This is a genomic window from Chryseobacterium sp. Leaf404 (assembly GCF_001424145.1).
Taxonomy (GTDB): Bacteria; Bacteroidota; Bacteroidia; order Flavobacteriales; family Weeksellaceae; genus Chryseobacterium.
In genome coordinates this window covers 233,120-256,125 of the sequence record NZ_LMQM01000010.1, presented here as the reverse complement: position 1 = coordinate 256,125, position 23,006 = coordinate 233,120, and the positions used below count along the sequence as shown (strand labels likewise).

The window sequence follows — 23,006 nt, the reverse complement described above, 5'->3', positions numbered from 1 at the left end:
TAAAAATTCTGAGATTCTCTTCTGTTTTGAATCTTTTTTCCTAAATTAGGTCATCGCAAAATTTATCAACACATGAAAGCATTAGTTATAGGTGCCACGGGCGCCACAGGAAAAGATTTGGTACAGCAACTTATTAATGATCCGGATTATACTGCGGTTGATATTTTTGTGAGAAAACCTCTGGGAATCTTCAATGATAAATTAACTGTACACACCGTGGATTTTGATGAGCCTGAAAGCTGGAAAGATCTGGTAACCGGTGACGTCGCTTTTTCCTGCCTCGGAACTACTCTTAAAACTGCTGGCAGCAAAGAAGCCCAATGGAAAGTAGATTACGATTACCAATACAATTTTGCCAAATCTGCCAGAGAAAACAATGTGGAAGATTTTGTTTTGGTTTCAGCTTACGGCGCAGATCCGAAATCAAAAATATTTTATTCAAGGATGAAGGGCGAGCTTGAAAATGCCGTGAAACAGCTTCATTTCAATAAAATTACCGTTTTTAAACCTGGAATGCTCGAAAGAAAAGACTCGGAACGAAACGGCGAAGTTTTAGGCGGAAGAATAATTAAATTTGCCAATAAAATCGGACTGTTAGAAAGTCATAAACCTCTGCCAACCCAGATTCTGGCAAAAGCAATGATTAATTCTTCCAAAATAAAAAGCAGCGGATATTCCAGCATCAAACTGGGAAATATTTTTGCCTTTGCTGATAAAACATAAAATTATATTATACTTAAAAATGCCGAAGATATTTTCTCCGGCATTTTAATTTTATCTAAAATTCAAATTCACCTATCAGGATTTTACTGTCACTTTCAGGTTTATTTTCTTTCTGATTCTGGAAAACAGCGATTTTTCTTTCCTGTCTGCCATCAGAATAATAGAGATATACTTCAGCCATTATCGTGGTTGGTCCGGACAAAACATTCTGTCTTTCACCAAAGAAATTGGTTTTGATTTTATATTTTCCTTTGATGGCTTTTTTCAGTAAAAACTGTTCAGGACCAAAACCTTGCGTGAAATCATTGCTCAGCCTGCCACCAATTTGGGTAGATTTGTGAGAATAGGAACAGTCTTCTCCTTTCGGATCTGTTACCCAAAGATCAATGTCGGTATTGTCTTTATTCCAGTTGATAACCACACGGATGTCTACAGGCAAATCAGCTTTTAATCTGTCATCAACTTTACTTCCATCCACATTTTTATTTTGCTTGAGGATGTTATTAATTTCCATAATTAAAATTTCCTCAATTCCGTTGTCACGATCAGCAATCTCATCGGTAAACTCCTGATATAAAATTGATTTGTAAATATTTAAAGCTTCCTGAGGTCTTTTGTTATCCACCAAAGCCAAAGCGTAATCTCTGTGACTTTGAGCATCAAAAGGTCGCCACTCCAGAATTTTTTGGGTGATCCAAAGTTCTTTATCGTAGTGACCACGCTGTTTCAGAAGGTAGGAAATGGTTTTGTACAGTTCTTCATTTTCAAGATCGAGTTCTGCAAGTGTACTTAAAACTTTTAAAGCCAAAACTTTATCACCTTTTTTAAACAGCAGTTTTGAAATATCGAAGTAATAAGTTACCTGCTTTTCGTGTTTTGATCTGTTCTCAAGATATTTTTGATAAATAACTTCGGCTGACTGCAGATTCTGAAAATCTTTCATGTATTCTGCGGCGCTTTCTACGTCAACCAAGGTGATTTTGCCTTCTAATTTTCTTCCGGAATTCATTATTTCTACAGCTTCATCTGACATTTCCATCATCTTTGCAGAGGATCGTGATACCGCAACACCTGCAACTCTTCCTTGAATTATTTCAGCAACACTCCTGCTTTCAGACTGAGATTGATTTGTAATACTGGGATATTTCTTTTTTTCTGTTGGCTCAAAATCCGTATTCCACCATGTTTTTAATTCTCTTGTTTTGTCGAAAGCTTTAGATAAAAGATTTCTTCTCTGTTCTAAAATTCTTCCTTTATTTTGAGAAACAATCTTTTGGTATTCTGCTTTTAATTCCTGTGGTGGCGTAATTTTATAACGGACATAATCATTGATGTCGTCTAAAACAATCAAACTGGTGTTTTTGCTTACAACACCAAACTGCTCGCTGATATTTTTAATTTCGTTTCTGTTTTTGGATGGATTTATTTCCAACTCATCAATCTTTCTTTGAGCCCAGAATTGCGCAATTTGCCAGTTTTCCGTTGGAGAAGCGTTGGTAAAATCTACCGGAACTTCAAATTTTTCACTTCCGTTTGAAAAAATAGCTGTCAGTTTTCCTAAATTTCCAGATGTAATACCGAAAATATTCACCGGCTCATTTACTACAGAGCCAACATTCGGAAAAACTTCCTGAATGTTCGGATTTTCTTTAAACCCTAAAAACCTGACAGGCAATTTTTTAAACTTTTTCAATGCCGACTGCGTATCAGTCTCATTTAAATTAATAAAATTCCCGCCTGATTGAGCTGAGAGCATTTTCAGTAAATTAAAATCTGACGTTGGCGTACTTGTTATACTGTTTAAAGGTTTTTTAAATTTAACATTTAAATCTCCAAAATTAGAAATACCGTCAGAAAACAAAAGATATTCCTCTACTCCATTCACCTCTTTCAAAGCTCCGAAATCAGTTCCACCATCGTATTTTAAATTTAAAATTTTTGTTTTTAAATCTGCCCAGTTTCCCTGAGAAACGGTAAAATCCTGTGCTACATCTAAAGTGTTATTTAATGTTACTAAAGAAACAGTTACGTTTTTATTATCTGCAAAATAAGCATTCAGAAAATCCAGTTCCTTGTCACGGTTTCTTTTTGATCCACTGTAAGAATTGTCCCAAATAATGGCAATTTTCTGAGATTTTGGCTTTTCTTTTTTGGGAAAATCTACATTGACATTTGCTGCAAAATAAGACTGTTCTCCCGAAGCTTTCTGCAACAGAACATTCGAAGTTTGATTCGTTTTCGGAATATTAATTTTCAAACTTTCATTCGGTGTGAATTTCTCTTTGGTAATTGCTGCAATCCACTGATTTCCCTGCTTCTGAAAAGACAAACTTCCATCGGGATTTTCAATAATTTTTGGGGTGGATGCTCCGTCATTGATCCAGACTTTCATTTCAAATTTAGGAATGCTGACTGCATTTGCAAAACTCATAAAATACTGATATTCAGAAGCAGTATTTTTCAGTTCCTGATGATATGTAATCTGAATGGTTCTGCTTCCCTTTTGAGGCAACGGGTAAATTCTTGTTCTGAAATTATTGCCCTGAACTTTCTCAATAATTCCTGGATCGACATTTCTTTTTTCGATGCTTTCGAAAACTTCTTTTGCTCTTTCTTTCGGTACGGGAACGGCATTTCTGAGTTTTCCATTAATATCCAAGGCATATCCACTCACACTCACACCATCCGGAAGCGGAAAAGTAAGTGTTCCCTCCAGAAGTCTGTTGCTGGGATTGTAAAATGTGTAGGTTGCCGTCGTTGTGGCAAGATTTCCTAAGATTTTTGTTTCAAATTTTGCATCCTGAAGAATCACCGGATGTTTTTTTTCACCTGAAACTTCAAGACTGGGAATTTGCGCAAATGCCATTGTGAAAGCAAGTGTTGCTATTAAACTGATCGCTTTTTTCATATTTGGTTTTTATAATTTTAATGTATCAAATGTTTTTAAATATGAAATGAAAATTAAAATTCATCTCAAAAAAAATATTTACTTTTTGGTTTTGCCAGCTGATTTCTTTTTTGATTTGTCGGCAGATTTTTGGATGTCGTTGGCGGCTTTTTCTGCAGTTTCCACAGATTCGTTTTCGTTGAAGTCCGCTACTTCCGGCATTGGTTCATCGTAGTCGATTTTTTCGGCGGGAGTCAGTTCTACAGTATCATTTTTAAAAATGAAGGTGTAGTTACCCGTGAGGCTTTTCGGCTCTCTACAGTCACCAGCCATATCTGCGGCACCTTCAGAAAACTCAATGGTATCCGGTTCAATTATGCTGTACCGTCCATCCATGTGAAAACAGTGATTGCCAGTATCAAATTTTTCATTATCAAATTGTAGAAAATGAAATTTACTTTGCTCAGAAGGTAAATTAATCTTCTTTGCTTTTTTTAAAACGGCTTTACCATCGGCAGAAATGGATTCAATTTTCCACGTTGTTTTTTGGAAAACATTGGTTTGGGCACTTAATTGTACTGTCAATACAAATGCTGCTGCTAAACTGAAAACTTTTTTCATAATTGTTTTTTATTTTTATTAAAAATTTGTGATTAGTCTTTTATCCATTTTTGATTTTTCCTTAACTTATATAATTGGTCGTATACACTTTTTAAACCATAAGTTCCTATTGCTCCGTAATCATCTATCGTTTTTACTTTATTGTCTGAATAAGTGATTTTAAGATTTACAGTTTGGTCGTCAGTCCAATTGACAGAATATCTGTCTTTTAGCGAAGGGAAATCTATATACTGCAAAGTACTTATTAGCTTGTCATAGTTTTTCTTATCAATAACGGTGTGAAATTTACCTTCAATATTTTCAGACCAGTTTTCCATGTCATCTGTGAAATTAAAATGCTCTGCAATAAATGTCGCATTTCGGTTTTGATCAATTGTCATTTGAAAAACAGGACACGTTCCGAAACACCCTGAGGTAGAAAACTCAATATTTTTTATTGGGATGTAGTTTTTATCATTAGAATTATACTCAATAAATTCATCAAATTTAAATTCCAATATTTGTACAGAAGGTTCTTTTTCGAATATCCTTTGTTCCCAATCTTTTACAACAGGTTTGTAGATCTGGAGCAGATTTTTGCTGTTTATTTTTTTAATTTTAGGAGTAATAATATCATTGAATCCTTGCGTAAGACCAACAATTTCATAATTATTATTTCCAAAATTCATCAGTGCAATTGGTGTGTAACTGCATGATTGATTTGCCGATTCAAAACAGGTATGATTATCCCCCAAAATGAGGAGGTCTGTGTACCCGTTATTGTCAAAATCAGTTTTATAGAAACTTTCACTGACATTTAATTTTGTGGCAAGTTTTTTATTTTCAAAAAATACAATGTCCTTTGTAGTGAAATCAGCAATTTTTTTTACTTCATAATTTTTGTAGGCAGAATCTATCTTTCTGATAAAAACCTGCACATCTTTCTCAGACTGCAATTCGTCTATTTCAGTTATATGCAATGGCTTACTTTTTTCAACACAACTTATCACAAAAAGAAAAGCCGGAAAAAAAAATATTCTGTAAACCCTCATGATTATCGGGCAGTTTCAGATTTCACACTTAAAAAAGGAAATGCCGAGCGGATCTGTTTTGAAACAATTCCGAAATTATATCCCTGAACCTGTTCTACTCCACTGAAATTGACTGCAATCAACTGTCCGCAATGGTTGAAAACGGGAGCTCCGCTTGCGCCATGTGTGGAAGTGACGCTGTACTGAATTTTTGTGCCATCAGATTCTTTGCTGATTTGACCATTGTACAGCTGAACTTTCACTCCGGAATTGGTCTGCGCCAAATCTTCACCCAAAGGATAAGCGATCATCACTGCTTTTTCGCCGGGTTTCAAAGATCTGTCGTCGGTGATGGAATTTTCAATATTGACGATATTGACCACCGTATTCGGCGTCGTTTTGTTTGAAAGTTGGAGAATTCCGAGATCCACACCTTCTTCATCAGCGACTTTTTCGACGGTGCAGGGCAACCACTCATCTGTGGAATCGTGCAGTGCCACGGCAATATCCAAAGTTTTCATGTACACTTCAATGTCATCGGTAGAGACGTAATCTTTCTGAGGAATCGAGGCGGCAATGTCCACTGAAGTTTCTACGCTGTCAGCTGGTGCAGAGTCTGTAGATGTTACAAAATCTTCACCTGAATTACCCTCAAAACCTTCATCAAAATCCCCGCCATCGCCCTCTTCATAATATTCTGACGAAGCATTTCCCCAGTTGGAGGCTATGAAAGTTTCGTAACCGTCTTCAGAAATATCTGTAGTTAAAATTGAAGCGATTTTCAGTTTGAAATTGTTGGTGTTGGTAAGAATTCTTTCTTTATTTTCTGCTGTGTTCCATGGTTGTAAAACGTGGCTGTTGGAAATCATGTTCCCATTTTCATCAACGAAAAACGCAGTTCCGTAAAGGGTTTCTTCGGTTGCTTCAGGCACACTGAGCTGAATTTCCCTGCCTTTTATTTTTGCGAAATAGCCATAACGGTGTTTTACCATCACCACGGCATCTTTGTAGGCATCGTAAATTTTTGTATCACTGTCCAGACAGACATTTTCTACGATGGGCTCTGCTGTCTGACTTTCTTTATAAAATCTGTATCCGAAAAATGAAATTCCACCCAAAAGGATGATTCCGCCGAGGCTGAAAAAGGCGATTTTGTAAGGATTTTTCTTCTTGTTTTCAAGAACTGTAGACGTTGCAACTGTAACAGGAATTTCTGAAGTTTCTTCATTTAAAATTTCCTGATTTTCTTCCTGAATTTCGTTTTCGAAGTCAGATATTTCTGAAAACTCATCGTTTTTAGAATTATTTTCAGGCTGTTTTTTTTCCTTAAAATCCTCACCGGATTCATGCTGATCATTATTCATTTGTGATTTTGATTTAAATTTTAATAAAAAAAATGTTGACTCTAAAGAATAGAATCAACATTGATAAATTTATAAATATTTTTTGAATTTACTTCAAATTATTTAACGCTTTTTCAAGTTTAGGCATCATCAGAGAAATTTCTTCTGTCGCCAAACCGCCTACTGAAGCTCTGAACCAAGGCTCAGATTTTGCCTCACCAAATGCTGAGAAAGGAACCAAAGCAACTCCCGCTTCATTGATTAAATAGAAAACCAAATCCGAAGAATTTTCAATAACGGTTTCGTCAGGTTTTGTTTTTCCGATGTAATCTAATTTAATAGTCAGATACAAAGCTCCCATCGGTTCGATAGACTCTACCGCAAGACCTTTTTCTTTCAAATCCTGAATTCCTGCGTGAAGAACTTTTAAACTCGTTTCCAGTTTTCCTTTGAAATCTTCGATAAATGCGTTGACATCAGCTGTATCCTCAAAATATTTTGCCGTGGCTTCCTGCTCTGGTTTTGGCGCCCATGCTCCAACGTGGGTAAGAAGCGCTTTCATTTTATCGATAATGTGAGCCGGACCAAATCCCCAACCTACACGAACTCCCGTTGCTGCAAGGCATTTTGAAATTCCCTCTATGTAAATTGTATATTCTCTCATTTCAGGGAAAAGTGAAACCGGATCTACGTGTTCTGCACCAAAAGTAAGGTTTGAATAGATCTGATCGTACATTAGATACAATGGTTTGTCATCTTCGCCTCTGCTTTTATTTTCCTCTAAAATCAGTTCGCAGATTTCTGTCAGCTGTTCTTTTGTAAACATTGTTCCCGTAGGATTCAACGGTGAACAAAGTGCTACCATAACGGCACCTGACAAATGAGGTCTTAAATCATCAGCTGTAGGAAGGAAATTATTTTCAGGCGTTGTTTTTACCTCAATAGCATCTGCAGAAGTAAGATATGCATAGTGATTATTGTTCCATGATGGTGTAGGATAAACCACTTTGTCGCCTTCGTCCACGATGGTTTTGTAAACAGCATAGATCAATGGTCTTGAGCCTGCAGTGATCAAAATATCGTTGGCATCATAATCCAGATTCCATCTGCTTTTAAGGTCGTTTGAAACCTGTTTTCGTAAAGATAAAAGTCCGTTTGCGGGCGGATAATTGGTTAAATTATTCTGATATGCTTTTTGAATTTCTTCCTTTAATTTTGCAGGAATCGGATAGATATCAGAATTCAAATCTCCAATCGTAAGATTTGCAATCTCTGCTCCTTTTGCCTTTAAATCATTTACTTCATTACCGATTTTTACAATCTCAGAACCGATCAGGTTCGCCGCTAATTTTGAAACTTTCACTTTACTTTCTATTTAAATTTATTTTAATATTGATGACAGAATATTAATGATTAACATTCCGTTTAATCCAACTGCAAATCTGTTTTAATCTGCTGAATTTTTGCTTCCAAAGCCTGAATCTTATCTTCAAACTCTTCTTTAGTAGCCACAGAATCTTTTACAGAAACATAGAATTTAATCTTCGGTTCAGTTCCTGAAGGTCTTACGCAAACTTTTGTTCCGTCTTCTGTATAATAGATTAAAACGTTTGATTTCGGAATATCTTCCATTTTGTTGGTCACATTGGCTGCAACAAGAAGTTTAGTCTGTTCCTTGAAATCTTTCACCTCTTTCACTAAGGATCCGGCTAAAGATTTTGGTGGATTTTCACGGAAATTCTTCATCATATTCTGAATTTCTTCAGCGCCATCTCTTCCTTTTTTGGTAATATTAATTAATCCTTCGTAATACAGTCCCAATTCCTGATAAATTTCAATCAGATACTCGTACATCGTTCTGCCATTGGCTTTGCACCATGCTGCAATTTCACACGCCAAAACAATACTTCCGCAGGAATCTTTATCACGAACGAAATCTCCTGTCATAAATCCGAAACTTTCTTCGCCACCACAGATGAATTTTTCCTGGCCTTCAAAATCACGGATCATTTTTCCGATCCACTTGAAACCGGTAAGTCCAACTTTGCAGTCGACACCGAATCTCTGAGCGATATCAAAGAAAATATCAGAAGTTACGATTGTAGAACCGATGAACTCTTTTCCTGTGATTTTATCCAGTTTTCTCCACTCATTTAAAATGTAATAAGTAAGAATGGTGTTGCATTGATTTCCGTTCAGAAGCTGCATTTCACCTTCAAGATTTCTAACGGCAATTCCTAATCTGTCGCCGTCCGGATCTGTACCGATCACGATATCTGCATTGGTAATTTTTGCAAGATCCATGGCCATTTCCAAAGCTGCAGGCTCTTCCGGATTCGGAGAATCTACCGTTGGGAAATTTCCGCTTGGAATCATCTGTTCTTTTACCAAATCTATTTTTTTGAAACCTGCTTTTTCCAAAGCTTTTGGAACCGTTGTGTAAGTTGTACCATGAATAGAAGTGAAGACGATATTCAGATTTCCTTTTTCAACATTCTGATAAGTTGAATTTTCGATGCAGGCATCGATGTAAACGTCGTCCTGTTCCTCCCCGATCCATTCAATGAGCTCATCATTTCCGTTAAATTTAATTTCTTCAAATTTCACAGAATACACTTCCTTGATAATGGCTTCGTCGTGTGGCGGAACGATTTGTGCACCGTCGTTCCAATAGACTTTATAACCGTTGTATTCCGGTGGATTGTGGGAAGCAGTAAGAACAATTCCTCCTGTACATTTTCTGTCACGAACGGTGAACGACAATTCCGGCGTTGGTCTGTGATCTTTAAACAACACCACTTTAATTCCGTTTGCCGTTAAAACATCCGCAACCAGTTTTCCGAATTCTTTTGAGTTGTGTCTTACATCATAAGCGATTGCAACGCTAAGTTCTTCATTTGGAAACTGCTTTAACATATAGTTCGCAAGTCCCTGTGTAGCTTGACCTAAGGTGTATTTATTTAAACGGTTGGTTCCAACACCCATTACGCCTCTCATACCTCCGGTACCGAATTCCAGTTCACGGTAGAAAGAGTCTTCAAGGTCTGGAGAATTGCTGTTAATCAAGGCCTGAACGGCGTCTTTTGTTTCCTGATCGAATGTGTCGCTAAGCCAAAGTTGGGCTTTTTCTGCGGTTGAAAGTACTGACATATTATATTTTCGTGTTTATTTAATTACTTACTGCTGCAGGAATAAAACCAGCGAGTCCGACAGCAGCTAAAATTCCTACAACCAGCCCTACAGTTTTTCCTGTGCTTGGTTTTTTTATCTGTAATACTTTATTTTTGTTAAGCTTAATTTCATCATCTTTCTGTTTTCCAATAATGGAATCCTTTGTCTGACTGACGAACTTAAACTGTCTTATCTTTTTATAATCTCTGGTTTCTATGATATAATTTGTGTTCTGCTGTAAAACTGAATAATCAAAGTTAGTTTCAGAACTGACTTTTGTTGATACACAAGATGTTATCATAATCATTGTCAGTGACGAACAAATTAAAAATCTCTTCATAATTAAGTTGATAAAATCTGAATTTTTACGATTTACTGCAATTTTTTATTCTCCACCTTTGTCGTTTTCTCCACTTTAAAGGCACGAATTGGATCGTTGTAATATACAAATTTTGAAGTATTCTGAATATTTCCTTTCAAAGAATCTTTCACATTGACCTCGGCGTAATTTCCGTTTTTGGAATCTATTTTTAAATTTTCAATTCTCCAGTACGGCGCAATAAGGCTTGCTGTATCCGAAATTTTGATGACTGCATCTTTGGTTTGGCCTAAAAAATTGGCGCGGCTGCGGTTCAGCATCTCCACCTCTGCCTTTCTTGTGTTTACAGAACCCATGAAAGTTGCATGGTTTTTAAGGTTTAATCTGAAATTGTCTGTTTTAATTTCACTTGAAATATTCATCTCGACAGAATCTGCAATTGAAACTTTTTCAAGATTGTATTTAGAATAAATGATGACATTGTAGAAATCCACGCCTTTTGTTTTTCTGCCTTCTTTAATAAAAAGAGTTTTGTCTTTTACTTCCACATCCAGATTGTCTGCAATGTTTGGGTAGGTTTCAATTTCTACATAATTTTTATTACCTCTCGCATAAAAAACACGGAATTTCCCTTCCATATCAAGATTTACAAATTCCTCAACATTTACTTCCTTATTTTCGATGTTGCCTTCTGGGGAGATTTTTCCGCAGGAAAGTAAAGTCAGTAAACAAAGTGTGAAAACAGTATTTTTCATATTAAATCACTTCATCAATATTATAATTCTTATGCTCGCGGTTGGTCCTGATAATCATTTCGCCTAAAAATCCTGCGATGAAAAGCAAAGTTCCCATAAGCATCATCGTTAATGCGATGAAAAACCATGGATTATTGGTAATTAAATGACCGTAAATTCCTCTTGCAACATCTATTAATTTTGAAACTCCAAGCCAAAATGCAGAGAGGAAACCTACGATAAACATAATTGTTCCTACAGCCCCGAAAAAATGCATTGGCCTTCCGCCGAAACGGCTTACAAACCAAAGTGTTACAAGATCTAAGAATCCGCGGACGAACCTTTCTGTTCCAAATTTTGAAACTCCGTAAGGTCTTGCCTGATGCGGAACTTCTTTCTCTGTTATTCTTCTGAAACCCGCATTGGCAGCCAAAACCGGAATGTAACGGTGCATGTCTCCGTACACATCAATTGATTTCACCACCTGTTTTTTATAAGCTTTCAAACCACAGTTGAAATCGTGAAGATATACTCCGGAAACCTTTCTTGCCGCAGCATTGAAGAGTTTTGAAGGGATATTTTTGGTCATCACGTTGTCGAAACGCTTTCTCTTCCAGCCGGAAACGATGTCGTAATTTTCTTCCGTCACCATTCTGTAGAGTTCAGGAATTTCTTCTGGGAAATCCTGTAAATCGGCATCCATTGTAATGATTACATCACCGTGAGTTCTTGCGAAAGCGGCATGAAGTGCCTGAGATTTTCCGTAGTTTTTAGAAAATTTAATTCCGTGAATCTGAGGATGCTGTACTTTCAGATTCTCAATAATGCTCCACGAAAGATCTGTACTTCCGTCGTCTACAAACCAAACTTCGTAGGATAAATTGCTGGTTTCGCACGTTTTATCGATTCTTGAAAAAAGTTGTTCCAAAGAATCTTCTTCGTTCAGCAACGGAATAACTATAGATAAATTTATATTGTTCAAAGTGAATCTTATTTGCTTTAAAATTAATTATTTCGGACATAATCTAACGCTTCATCAGGTGCAAAAACCGGAATTTCTGATGTAGAAAAGTCTTTGATATTTCTTGTAACAATTCCCGTAACATTTTTTACCTGATGCGCACAGAAAATCTGAATAGCATCTTCGAAATCTTTATGTTGTGACCGTAAAGATTTTCTTAGAATATCTTCATCAACAGGAATAATAGTGATAAAATTTAAAATTTCATCTATCAGTTCCCTCAAACTACTTTCCTGCATATTTTTTTTACATAAATAATGCAAAGTTGCAATACTGTGAGATGAGGCACAAAGTTCAACATCATCCTTTGTGGAAACATTAAAAATTTGAGAAACGATAGCAAAGTGAGGTTCGCGTTTTTGAACCAAATCTACCAGAACATTAGTATCTAAAAAGAAAATCATTATAAAATATGTTTCTTTTCTAAATGTTCCCGTTTGATATCATCCAGTTCCTCATCTGTATATTGAGGTATATTTTCCGGAATTTTTTCTAAAAGTTTTTTCATTTTAGGCGTTGTTTCGTTAGCCGTTTTGATCTCGCCTAAACTCTCCAGATATTTCTGAACCATCTCAGAAAGGCTTCTCTGAGTACCTTTAGCATACTTCTTTGCCTTTTCGATGACGCTCTTTTCTATTGTTAATGTTAATTTAGTTGTCATTACACGTGTATTTTAAGCAAATATACGTATTGTAAAATATAATTGCAAAATTTTACGCTTCTTCCCCGTCTTCAGGTTTTGATTTTGTTCTGAAAAACGCTCCGAAAAACAAAGACAAAACTAAGTAAAATATCATTATTCCTCCAAAATATCCTGCGAAATGGCTTGCTGTAAGCATATCTTTTCCTTTCACAGCTTCATCACTTACTCTCTGAAGAGCTTCTTTATACTTTTGCTCGAGTTCATCAATATCTTTCTGATGTTTTAAAACTTTTTTTGCAGAAGTGTATTCTGTATTCAGTTCAGTTCTCTGTCTTTCAACGTACTGATAGTTTAAAAGTTTTTTCGCATCCTTATCAATGAAATTTAAAAAAAGAAAAATAGTGATTACTGATAAAAACCCACCGATAAACATCGGATAAAATGCTCTTTTGAATGCGTCTTTAAAAGTTACATATCTGTTGTTGTTCCAAAAAGTTTTTACTGACCAAAAAGCAGTTCCGGCATACAAAATTGGTAAAACGAAGGCATTCATTTTCAAAGAGATATCAAAATAACTGATGCCTGAGAAAAAGAGATAAACTACAAAAAAGACAATCATTGTAGCAATAAAAAGGATAATTCCGAAGGTGGTAGGACTTTTAGTCATGTTTAAAAATTTACAAAAAGATGAAAAATTATTAACTTAAATTTCAGCCGATTAGCCTTAATTTAGTAGGTTTTCATCCGATTTTTCTGTTATACAGTTTTGAGGTTTAATATTAATTCCTATATTTGCAACGGCAAGTCCTAAACAACCAGCTCCTGAGAATCCTCCAGGGTGGGAACGCAGCAAAGGTAATTGGTTGAGCGGTGTGATTTAGGTAGCTTGCCATTTTTTATTTTTTTTAAATTAAGAGATTAAGATTATTTTATTTAAATTACTTAATCTCTTAATTTTTTTTTGTTATATCCCGAATGTTTCTCCTAATTTCGGTAAAACTAATTCTACACTTTTATCTGCAAAATGCTTTTGTGCTTCCTGATGATCAATTTCTATCGGAGCGAAAGTATCAAAATGACAGCCAATCACTTTTGGAGTTTTTAAAAGTTCTGCTGCTGCAAAAGCTGCTTTTCTTGCACACATGGTGTAATGACCACCAACAGGAAGAATAGACAGGTCTAAGTTCCCGTACAGTGTAGGAAACAACTGCATATCTGCCATTACTCCTGTATCTCCGGCCAAATATACATTTTTACCTTCAGGAAGTCTGAAAATATATCCTACAGGCACGCCACCATAACTCCCGTCAGGAAACGAACTTGTGTGATGAGCCGGAACCATTGAAATTTTCAAATCATCAATTTTTGCCGAACCTCCAAGGTTGACGTCGATTGTATTTTTTGCGTTGTTGAAATATCCGCAGATTTCCGGAACTCCAATGATTGCAGCTTCAGGATAATGTTCCAAAACCTCTTCCACATCGGCAATGTGATCTCCGTGTGCGTGTGTCAGCAAAATATAATCTATTTTCTGAGCGGTAATATCAAATCCTGATTCTGCCTTCCCGTAATTGTAAAAAGGATCGCACAGGATGTTTTTTTCTTTATATGTGAACAAAAAACAGTTTTGTCCTAAGAATTGTATTTTCATTTTATAATTTTTTATTGATTACATTTGAACATTGTTATTCACAGGAAACTGCCCCGGAATGTCATTTTTATTTTCGCCTAAATTTTCTCTTAAATCAATTTCAATTCCACGGGCAATTGTAGAAATAGGAACATCATTCGCAGATTTTTCAAACGGATTTTCACCTACGCTGCCAATTCTATTCATGGTATGGAAAATCCACATCACAACCACAGAAAAAGGAACTGCAAACCAAATGAAGTGGGTCCTTAAAAACTCATGCTGATCTTGGATTTTTAAAGCAATATCGCCAAATTGAGAGGTAATTCCTAAAGGTAAAAGAAAAATAAAAATCCACGTGAAATAGTACATCAGAGTAGCAAATTGCCTTGGATACGGAAAATTTTTAATTCTTTCAGATTTTCCCTGATGATTGAATAATTCTTCCAAAATAGATTCCATTTTTAAGAAAGAAAATTCAGTAAGAAGCTTTTCGTCCCTAAGTTTTTTAAGTTCTTTTGACTGTAAAAAAAGAATAGCATTCTGCCTGTTTGTTTTGGCTAACACATATTTTTTATCTTCTTCTGAAAGATACATATCCAATTCATCTTCTAATTTGGTCATCACTTCAGGCACGTGAATCATTTTAGACCATTCTACATTGGTTTTCTGCTGCATCACATATTCCCAAGGTCTGTCATCCCGCATTGCATAGCGCAACGCCGTCAACCAGGCAATATGTCTGTATATTAAAGATTTTTTAATTGCCTTTAAATTCTCATCATTCGTGTCAGTTTCATTTTTTGAAATAATATCCTGCACGGCAATGCCAAAAGTTCTTGAAGTGTTTACAATTCCACCCCAAATTTGTCGGGCTTCCCAAATTCTGCCGTAAGAAGCGTTGTTTTGAAAACCAATCACAAATGCAACAGCAGTACCAATTAAGGCAATTGGTGTAAAAGGAATTTGTAGCCATTGCAAATCTAAAAATACAAATAAAGCTACTTCTACAAATGCAATCAGTAAGAAAATATACGTTTCCTGCCTTGTCCACGTTACCATTTGCTTTATGGTATATCTCTTTTTTGTAAACATTCTTCAAATATTTTACTTAAATAGATTAAGTCCTAAAACGGTTAGAACTGCCATCATCAAAGTTAAAATTCCCACCTGCTTTAGAAAAGGGTCAAGTTCTCTCGGTGTTTTCACAGCCATTATCTGTCTTCTTACTTTCATCATCGGTAAAAGCAAAATCATCACGATAAAAGCGTAGTACTGCTGTGTCTGTAAGAACCCCTGAAGGCAGAGAAAAACGAAAATCAAGATTATCGGAAGTTGCAGAAGTACAATTTCGTAAATCATTGCATTTTTAAAACCAATTCGCAAAGCAAAACTGTTTTTACCTGATAATCTGTCGCTTTCAATATCTCGCATATTATTGAGATTTAAAACCGCCATGCTCATCATCCCAATCGCTGCTCCGGGAAGTAAAATATCCCAGCTGAAAGTTTTGGTAAACAGAAAATAACTTCCGCAAACCGAAACCAAACCAAAGAAAATGAACACAAAAAGATCGCCCAATCCCATGTAACCGTAAGGTTTTTTGCCAACTGTATAACCGATAGCAGCTAAAATGCAAGCCACTCCCAAGCCGATGAATATGTAAAATTCATTCATATGTTCAGGTATAAATGCCAGATATAATAAAGCTAAAGTTGCTACAAGTGATAAAACAGAAAATAAAATCACGGCATTTTTCATTTGTTTTGCCGTAATTTTTCCAGATGCCACTGCTCTTGCTTCGGCTTCTGTTGCTCTAGTTGCATCAGTTCCCTTCACACCGTCGCCGTAATCGTTGGCATAGTTTGACAGAATCTGATACAGCAATGTCACCAAAATTGCCAGTGCAAATATTTTCCAGTCCCAGGTTCCGCCTTCGCTGTAAAGTCGCCATTTTGCGATGAATGATCCCATAATGATTCCGCTCAGGGACAGCGGTAAAGTTCTAAGCCTAGCGGCCTGTATCCAATCTTTCATAATTTATGAGTAATGAGCAATGAGCAATGAGTAATATTTGCATTGTACATTACCCATCACTCATTACTTATATTAAGAGATCCACTGATCTTTTCCGAAATCCGGTTTTCTTTTTTCGAGGAAAGCATTTCGGCCTTCTTTTGCCTCTTCGGTCATGTATGCCAAACGCGTTGCTTCACCTGCGAAAATCTGCTGACCTACCATTCCGTCGTCTGTTAAGTTCATTGCAAATTTCAGCATTCTGATGGATGTCGGAGATTTAGCAAGAATTTCCTGAGCCCACTCGTAAGCAGTATCTTCAAGTTCGTCGTGAGGGATAACGGCATTCACCATACCCATATCGAAAGCTTCTTGAGCAGAATAATTTCTGCCTAAAAAGAATATTTCACGTGCTTTTTTCTGTCCGACCATTTTCGCTAAGTAAGCTGAACCGTAACCGCCATCAAAACTCGTTACATCGGCATCGGTTTGTTTGAAAATAGCATGTTCTTTACTTGCCAACGTGAGATCACAAACCACATGAAGTGAATGACCGCCACCAACTGCCCAACCCGGAACAACAGCAATCACCGCTTTAGGCATAAAACGGATTAAACGCTGAACTTCAAGAATATTCAAACGGTGTCTGCCATCTTCGCCAACGTAACCCTGCTGACCTCTGGCCTTTTGGTCACCACCGCTGCAGAAAGCCCAGACTCCGTCTTTAGAACTTGGTCCTTCACCAGAAAGTAAAACCACTCCAATCGAAGGATCTTCTGATGCATCATAAAAAGCATCGTACAGTTCTGAAGTTGTTTTAGGTCTGAAAGCATTTCTGATTTCCGGTCTGTTGAAGGCAATTCTGGCTACGCCGTTGCACTTTTTATAGGTAATATCGTCGTATTCCTTCACGGTTTTCCACTCGATCATTTTGTAATAATTTTGCCCAAAGATAAGGATTTAAGAGGAAAATTTAACTGGAATTTTGATGATAATCATCTTGAAATGCTGATATTTTTTAGCCCGATTTGATGAAAATAAGTTTTCAGACTGAACAGTCCATTTTCTTAAGAGAGTACATTATTTTGTAAATACAAAAATAAATTGAGTTATAAAGAAGGTATGGAAAAGTGGGTTTATTCCAAAGAATCAGATTGAAAACATTTTAAATTATAAATTTTTTACAGAAATAGAGCAAATTTTCAAAGGACGGATAATAAATTTCATAAAATAATAAATCCCGGCACATTTCTGAACCGGGATTTAATATCAAATTGCAGTTAAAACTATTTTTTCTGCTTAGCTTCCAATTCTGCAAGCTTCGTCTTCATCACTGCTGCTTTTTCAGTGTTTTTAGTTACTGTGTAAATATCTTTCAGCGTAGATACAGCATCTATATTTTCAGGCTCCAGCTGATACCAGTTTTCTGCATACGGCATAGCTTTGTTGAAACGTGCTCTTCTTTCTTCTATTAATTTTGTACCTTCCGCCTTGTTGGTTTTGTTGGCTGCGTTGATATTTTTTACAGCTGTATCTTCGTCACCAATTACGGTGTAGATCAGATTCATGTGTGCATTAGACATGGCTGGCTTCAACTGTATTGCTTTTTTGAAAGAATTTTCAGCCTGATCTGCTGTTGCAGGATTTTTAGACTGAAGGACACCCAAATTATACCAGTTTTCTGCATTAGAAGGATCTTTAGACAGCTGCTCTTTAATTACATCAGCAAATTTGTCGTTATTTCCTGAGGCATAGTAAGCACTACCCTGGAAATCTTTCAGCTTCGCATTATTTGGGAATTTCTGCAATCCTTTTTCGATTAATGCGATTGCTTTATCATTTTCCTTGGAATTCAGATATAACGTAGCTAAAGTTTCATACAGTTCCGGTTCCACAGAGGGAGTTTGCTCTGTTTTGTAATCAGTATAATCTTTAGAAGTTTTCTTTAGAACTTCCCACATACTTTTATCAAAAGGCTGTACATTTCCCTGCTTGTCTTTTGCAGTATATAAAGTCTGTACACCTGTATATCCACCAGCAATTAATTCTTCGTAGAGCTTTGTTGCTTCAGGAATATTGTTGTTCACAGCATAACTGATGGCAGCGTTGTACAGATAACTTTTATCTTCCTTACCGGATGTTTTTAAGAGATTGTATACTTCCACAAATTTTGGTGCAGCCACAGCATAATTTTTCGCATTATAAGCGTCCATCGCAGCTTTGTGCGTTGCTGTAAGTTTTGCATTTGCATCCTCTTTCTGTGCAAAAGAAAGAGAAGATGCCAGGATTGCGATCCCTAAAATCAGCTTTTTCATATTATATTATTTTATTTATTCTTCAGAATCAGAATTCTCAGTTTCATTGGCCTCATTTTCGTTTTGTGGCAAATCTTCTGTTGTGCTTTCCTGGTTTTCAGCTGCATTCCCGTCTTCTTCCTCTTCTTCTTCATCTTCAGGAATGTCTTTATCCATGGCTACTTTCGCAATTGCAGCGATTTCGTCATTTTTCTTCAGATTAATCATTCTCACACCCTGTGTATTTCTACCCATCACTCTCATCTCATCCATTCCCATTCTGATGGCAACTCCGGATTTGTTGATGATCATTAACCCGTCATCGTCTGTAACGTTCTGGATGGCGATCAGGTTTCCTGTTTTATCGGTGATATTTAAAGTAATAACCCCTTTTCCGCCTCTGTTGGTTTCTCTGTAGTCTAAAACGGCAGTTCTTTTTCCGTATCCTTTTTCAGAAACTACCAAAACAGTTTCGTTTTCAAGGTCATTGGCAACGATCATACCGATTACTTCGTCATTTTCTTCCAAAGTAATTCCACGTACACCGATCGAACTTCTTCCAACTTCTCTTACTTTTTCTTCAGGGAAACGGATACATTTGCCGTTCTTGGTAGCAATCATTATATGAGATGTTCCGTTGGTTAAATAAGCACCTAACAACTGATCATTATCTCTGATTTCAATAGCATTTACACCATTTACTCTCGGTCTTGAATAAGCTTCCAATGAAGTTTTCTTGATGGTACCGTTTTTAGTAACCATCACTACACTCATTTGGTTGACGTATTCTGTATCTTTTAAATTATTGGTTCTGATGTAAGCTTTAATTTTATCATCAGGCTCAATATTAATTAAGTTTTGAACTGCTCTGCCTTTTGATATTTTTGATCCTTCCGGGATTTCAAAAACTCTCAGCCAGTAACACCTTCCTTTTTCTGTAAAGAATAACATATACTGGTGGTTGGTTGCAGAAACAATGTACTCCAGGAAATCTGAATCTCTTGTAGTAGCTGCTTTGTTACCAACGCCTCCTCTGCTCTGAACTTTATATTCTGAAAGCAGCGTTCTCTTCACATAACCAGCGTGAGAAATGGTAAGAACAACCTCTTCGTTCGGGATGATATCTTCGATAGACATTTCACCACCGGAATAGTCGATTTCAGTTCTTCTTTCGTCACCGTATTTTTCTCTTACTTCAATCAATTCTTCCTTGATGATCTCGAATCTTCTGCCTTCATTAGCCAGAATATCTTCGAGGTTTGCAATTTCTTTCATGATTGCATCATATTCATCACGGATTTTGTCGAGCTCCATTCCTGTCAGACGAGCAAGACGTAAGTCTAGAATTGCCTGAGCCTGAATATCTGAAAGTTCAAATTCCGTCATCAAACCTTCTTTCGCAGCCTGCGGGTTGGCAGAATGACGAATGATTGAAATGGCTTTATCCAAAGCATCCTGAGTTCCGATCACTTTCATGAAACCTTCAAGAATATGGGCTCTTTCCTTCGCTTTTCTAAGCTCGTACTGAGTTCTTCTTACGATTATTTCATGTCTGTGCTCTACAAAGTGGTGAATAATATCCTTTACATTCAGCTGCTCCGGTCTTCCGTGTACCAATGCAATATTGTTGACACTGAAAGACGTCTGAAGTGACGTATATTTATAAAGCATGTTTAAAACCACATTCGGAATCGCATCATTCTTTAATTCATAAACGATACGCATACCTCTTCTGTCAGATTCATCTCTGATTTCGTAGATTCCTGGGATTTTGTCGTCTTTTACCAGCTCTGCAGTTCTGGCAATCATCTCCGCTTTATTAACCTGATAAGGAATTTCGCTAACAATAATCGCATTTCTGTTATGAACTTCTTCAAAACCTACTTTAGCTCTCAAAACTACACGTCCTCTTCCTGTATGGAAAGCGTCTCTCACACCATCGTAACCGTAGATGATACCACCTGTCGGGAAATCGGGAGCAATGATGTGCTGCATCAGTTCATCGATAGTGATTTCTCTGTTATCGATGTAAGCGCAGATGGCATTAATCGATTCAGTTAAATTATGCGGCGCCATGTTTGTCGCCATACCAACAGCAATACCTGAAGTTCCATTCACCAGTAGGTTAGGGATTTTTGAAGGCATTACACTTGGCTCAGTTAAACTGTCGTCAAAGTTATTTTGAAAATCTACTGTTTCTTTATCAAGATCAGATAAAATCTCGTCTGAAATTTTCTTAAGTCTTGCCTCGGTGTAACGCATTGCTGCAGGCGGATCTCCATCCATTGAACCAAAGTTACCCTGCCCGTCTACCTGTGGATAACGCAAGCTCCAGTCCTGGGCCATTCTTACCATGGCATCGTAAACTGAAGAGTCACCGTGAGGGTGATATTTACCTAAAACGTCTCCTACAATTCTGGCAGATTTTAAATATTTTCTGTTTGAAAAAACCCCTAATCCATACATACCGTACAATACCCTTCTGTGTACAGGTTTAAGGCCATCTCTCACGTCCGGAAGTGCTCTGGAAACAATTACCGACATAGAATAGTCGATGTAAGATGACTTCATTTCATCAACGATGTTAATAGGAATCAGTCTTTCTCCTTCTTTTTGCATATAAAAGTTTATTATTATGATAATCAGAGCGTTATTCACACATCTGAAAAATATTTATTTCGGTTAAATTATAACGTGCTAATTTAAGAAAAAAATACCGATTTTTGCCTGAGAATTGCATCTAAAATATTAAATAAATCATAAAATATGAGTGTTCTCAGTATTACCTTTCACTGCCCGAATAACAACCTCGAAGAATGGACAAAATATGTTGATGACGAATTGTTTTTAATGACAGAAAATCTCCTCGACGTTAATAAATATATTCTTTCTGAAGTGCAGAGCGATTACATAGAAGAAGGTAAAAATTTTAATCTCCTCCTCATTTTTGATGATGAAGGATTCCGTGAAGATTTTATTAAAAGCGAACTCCAGAATATCGCAGACCGCATTGAAATGAATTTTGGGCAGGATATTATGATTTTCAATACTTTCCTCGATCCGTTGAAAAGCAAGTTTTAAGATACAGAAAACCCGGTTGTTACGTTAACAACCGGGTTTTATATTAACCAATACCTATTATCTGTTGTAATTACTTTATCTGTTGATAATTACTACCGTCTGTCTTGCAGGATAATGTCTCACTCCCCTGTGGTGTGGTCTGTAATAGCGTCTCACAGGTCTGTGATAACCTACAGGCGCATAATACCTGTGTCTGACCGGTTTTCTATAATAATGAGCAACTCTTTTGTGGTGGTGTTTTGCTGGTTTATAATAATGTTTTCCTTTTTTGTGATGATGCCTCTGCGCATTTACAGTTGTAAAGCTGGCTGACAAAATAAATATCAGAAACAGCGCGGCAATTTTTAACCAACTCTTCATATTCCATTGTTTTTAAAATTCTAATGAAACACGAACAATGAGAATGCCAATAATTGCTTTTTATTAAAAATTCAGTAAAATTTAAGGGTATTTATGATATTTTAATTTAATGTACACTTTCGCTTCTCCTTTCGAGCATCACTACATCCTTCCAGACACCATTCAATTTTCCCAATTTCTCTCTGGTTCCCACAATTCGGAAGCCATATTTCTGATGGACTCTGATGGAGATTTCATTTTCAGGAAAAATATTAGCCTGGAGTGTCCAAAATCCGTGTTCTTCACTGTCAACAATCAGTTTTTTCAGCAACATTGAACCCAGGCCTTTGCCCTGATACTGATTGTCAAAATAAATACTTACCTCACCTACTCCTTTAAAGCAATCCCTTTTGCTTACAGGTTTTAAACCACACCATCCAATCACCTCACTTCTGTCATTCTCCAGAACCCATCGGCAGGTATTGAAGAACTCCATATCCCAGGCTTCTTCTGTAGGTACAGAGGTTTCAAATGTGGCAATACCACCGTCAATCCCCTGCTGGAAAATTTCTAACACCTTTTTGCTGTCTTCAGGACGCATTTCCCGTAATTCGTAATACATTTAAATATATTTTCTTTTATTTTTTCTCTTTATTCTGGTGTAATGGGTCTGTTCACCGGTTTTATCCATCGATATAACACTGATGTTGCCATCCACTTCGAGAATGGAGAGTCTCACATTTTCTATCCCGTCCACACCATGCTCTCTGATAGATTCTTCCAGCTCATCCCGTGTAATTTTTGCTCTGTTTAAAGCAGGTTCGTCCAGTTTTCCGTCTCTTATCAAAATCACAGGATCTTCTTCCAGGAAACTTTTAAATTTAGGATTTTTAAACATGATTCTTTTCAGGGTAAAATTGGCAGCAAAAAGAACGAGTGCCGCCACAAGACCACCCTGCAGAGAAGTGTCGGGGCCAACCATTGCATTCTGAACGGCATTTGAAATGAGAAGAAGCAAAACCACATCGCCTGCATTGAGCTGAGACAACTGATTTTTACCAAACACACGAATGGCGATAACCATAAAAAGGTAAACACAGAGCGAACGTAAGACAACATTCAAAATTTCCTCCAAAATTCAGATTTAGATATCAAAATTAAACATTTAACGGCA

Annotated in this window: 23 protein-coding genes and 1 other RNA gene; 3 read left to right on the top strand and 21 right to left on the bottom strand. The window is 36.7% G+C overall.

Features of this window, described 5'->3' with window-relative positions; all coding sequences use genetic code 11:
• Window positions 1-72 precede the first annotated feature (72 nt).
• Window positions 73-723 (top strand): NAD(P)H-binding protein, encoded by a 651-nt coding sequence (locus ASG31_RS06930; protein ID WP_056029743.1) that lies wholly within the window; start codon window positions 73-75, stop codon window positions 721-723.
• A 55-nt stretch (window positions 724-778) separates the two neighbouring features.
• Here the strand turns inward: ASG31_RS06930 and ASG31_RS06925 are convergent, their stop codons facing one another.
• The 12 genes from ASG31_RS06925 to ASG31_RS06870 all read right to left on the bottom strand — a co-directional run bounded on the left by ASG31_RS06925 (window position 779) and on the right by ASG31_RS06870 (window position 13,139).
• Complete coding sequence (locus tag ASG31_RS06925) at window positions 779-3,631, bottom strand: VIT domain-containing protein (RefSeq protein ID WP_056029740.1); 2,853 nt, start codon at window positions 3,629-3,631, stop codon at window positions 779-781.
• A 78-nt stretch (window positions 3,632-3,709) separates the two neighbouring features.
• Entirely contained in the window at window positions 3,710-4,231 is a 522-nt protein-coding gene (locus tag ASG31_RS06920) for a hypothetical protein (protein ID WP_056029737.1), read from the bottom strand.
• Window positions 4,232-4,263: 32 nt separating this feature from the next.
• Window positions 4,264-5,190 (bottom strand): DUF6438 domain-containing protein, encoded by a 927-nt coding sequence (locus ASG31_RS06915; protein ID WP_131725514.1) that lies wholly within the window; start codon window positions 5,188-5,190, stop codon window positions 4,264-4,266.
• Between the two features lie 74 nt (window positions 5,191-5,264).
• Complete coding sequence (locus tag ASG31_RS06910; protein ID WP_056029731.1) at window positions 5,265-6,605, bottom strand: serine protease; 1,341 nt, start codon at window positions 6,603-6,605, stop codon at window positions 5,265-5,267.
• Window positions 6,606-6,693: 88 nt separating this feature from the next.
• Entirely contained in the window at window positions 6,694-7,947 is a 1,254-nt protein-coding gene (locus tag ASG31_RS06905; protein WP_056029728.1) for a pyridoxal phosphate-dependent aminotransferase, read from the bottom strand.
• Window positions 7,948-8,009: 62 nt separating this feature from the next.
• The gene (locus ASG31_RS06900) at window positions 8,010-9,734 is read right to left on the bottom strand and encodes a phospho-sugar mutase (RefSeq protein WP_056029725.1); all 1,725 of its coding nucleotides are present in this window, start codon (window positions 9,732-9,734) and stop codon (window positions 8,010-8,012) included.
• Between the two features lie 19 nt (window positions 9,735-9,753).
• Window positions 9,754-10,095, bottom strand: coding sequence for a hypothetical protein (locus ASG31_RS06895; protein WP_131725513.1), 342 nt, complete (start codon window positions 10,093-10,095; stop codon window positions 9,754-9,756).
• A gap of 32 nt (window positions 10,096-10,127) precedes the next feature.
• Entirely contained in the window at window positions 10,128-10,829 is a 702-nt protein-coding gene (locus ASG31_RS06890) for a GIN domain-containing protein (protein WP_056029719.1), read from the bottom strand.
• Between the two features lies 1 nt (window position 10,830).
• Complete coding sequence (locus tag ASG31_RS06885) at window positions 10,831-11,781, bottom strand: glycosyltransferase family 2 protein (RefSeq protein ID WP_056031335.1); 951 nt, start codon at window positions 11,779-11,781, stop codon at window positions 10,831-10,833.
• A gap of 32 nt (window positions 11,782-11,813) precedes the next feature.
• Window positions 11,814-12,233 carry a type II toxin-antitoxin system VapC family toxin gene (locus ASG31_RS06880; RefSeq protein WP_056029716.1) on the bottom strand — a complete coding sequence of 140 codons (420 nt, stop codon included), beginning with the start codon at window positions 12,231-12,233 and terminating at the stop codon, window positions 11,814-11,816.
• The gene (locus ASG31_RS06875) at window positions 12,233-12,490 is read right to left on the bottom strand and encodes a DUF6364 family protein (protein ID WP_082504499.1); all 258 of its coding nucleotides are present in this window, start codon (window positions 12,488-12,490) and stop codon (window positions 12,233-12,235) included. The genes ASG31_RS06880 and ASG31_RS06875 overlap by 1 nt, the downstream gene beginning before the upstream one ends.
• Window positions 12,491-12,542: 52 nt before the next feature.
• Window positions 12,543-13,139 (bottom strand): DUF4199 domain-containing protein, encoded by a 597-nt coding sequence (locus tag ASG31_RS06870; protein WP_056029713.1) that lies wholly within the window; start codon window positions 13,137-13,139, stop codon window positions 12,543-12,545.
• 131 nt (window positions 13,140-13,270) lie between these two features.
• On the opposite strand from ASG31_RS06870, the gene ffs reads away from it, so the two are divergent.
• An RNA gene (gene ffs / locus ASG31_RS18200) (signal recognition particle sRNA small type) lies at window positions 13,271-13,367 on the top strand.
• Between the two features lie 69 nt (window positions 13,368-13,436).
• Here the strand turns inward: ffs and ASG31_RS06865 are convergent.
• The 6 genes from ASG31_RS06865 to gyrA all read right to left on the bottom strand — a co-directional run bounded on the left by ASG31_RS06865 (window position 13,437) and on the right by gyrA (window position 21,031).
• Window positions 13,437-14,123 (bottom strand): metal-dependent hydrolase, encoded by a 687-nt coding sequence (locus ASG31_RS06865; RefSeq protein WP_056029710.1) that lies wholly within the window; start codon window positions 14,121-14,123, stop codon window positions 13,437-13,439.
• An 18-nt stretch (window positions 14,124-14,141) separates the two neighbouring features.
• On the bottom strand, window positions 14,142-15,197 hold the full coding sequence (locus ASG31_RS06860; protein ID WP_056029707.1) for a bestrophin family protein: 1,056 nt from the start codon (window positions 15,195-15,197) through the stop codon (window positions 14,142-14,144).
• Window positions 15,198-15,209: 12 nt separating this feature from the next.
• Window positions 15,210-16,139, bottom strand: coding sequence for a 1,4-dihydroxy-2-naphthoate octaprenyltransferase (menA, locus tag ASG31_RS06855; RefSeq protein WP_056029704.1), 930 nt, complete (start codon window positions 16,137-16,139; stop codon window positions 15,210-15,212).
• A 72-nt stretch (window positions 16,140-16,211) separates the two neighbouring features.
• Window positions 16,212-17,048: a 1,4-dihydroxy-2-naphthoyl-CoA synthase gene (locus ASG31_RS06850; RefSeq protein WP_056029701.1), complete on the bottom strand. Its 837-nt coding sequence runs from the start codon at window positions 17,046-17,048 to the stop codon at window positions 16,212-16,214.
• 356 nt (window positions 17,049-17,404) lie between these two features.
• Window positions 17,405-18,433 (bottom strand): tetratricopeptide repeat protein, encoded by a 1,029-nt coding sequence (locus ASG31_RS06845; protein ID WP_056029697.1) that lies wholly within the window; start codon window positions 18,431-18,433, stop codon window positions 17,405-17,407.
• Window positions 18,434-18,448: 15 nt separating this feature from the next.
• The gene (gene gyrA / locus ASG31_RS06840; RefSeq protein ID WP_056029694.1) at window positions 18,449-21,031 is read right to left on the bottom strand and encodes a DNA gyrase subunit A; all 2,583 of its coding nucleotides are present in this window, start codon (window positions 21,029-21,031) and stop codon (window positions 18,449-18,451) included.
• 147 nt (window positions 21,032-21,178) lie between these two features.
• Between gyrA and ASG31_RS06835 the strand changes: the two genes are divergently transcribed.
• On the top strand, window positions 21,179-21,493 hold the full coding sequence (locus ASG31_RS06835) for a DUF4286 family protein (protein WP_056029690.1): 315 nt from the start codon (window positions 21,179-21,181) through the stop codon (window positions 21,491-21,493).
• Between the two features lie 75 nt (window positions 21,494-21,568).
• On the opposite strand, the gene ASG31_RS06830 is transcribed toward ASG31_RS06835, so the two are convergent.
• The 3 genes from ASG31_RS06830 to ASG31_RS06820 all read right to left on the bottom strand — a co-directional run bounded on the left by ASG31_RS06830 (window position 21,569) and on the right by ASG31_RS06820 (window position 22,967).
• The gene (locus ASG31_RS06830; protein WP_056029687.1) at window positions 21,569-21,853 is read right to left on the bottom strand and encodes a hypothetical protein; all 285 of its coding nucleotides are present in this window, start codon (window positions 21,851-21,853) and stop codon (window positions 21,569-21,571) included.
• 106 nt (window positions 21,854-21,959) lie between these two features.
• On the bottom strand, window positions 21,960-22,454 hold the full coding sequence (locus tag ASG31_RS06825; RefSeq protein WP_056029684.1) for a GNAT family N-acetyltransferase: 495 nt from the start codon (window positions 22,452-22,454) through the stop codon (window positions 21,960-21,962).
• Window positions 22,455-22,967 carry a DUF421 domain-containing protein gene (locus ASG31_RS06820; RefSeq protein ID WP_117585825.1) on the bottom strand — a complete coding sequence of 171 codons (513 nt, stop codon included), beginning with the start codon at window positions 22,965-22,967 and terminating at the stop codon, window positions 22,455-22,457.
• Between the last annotated feature and the right edge of the window lie 39 nt (window positions 22,968-23,006).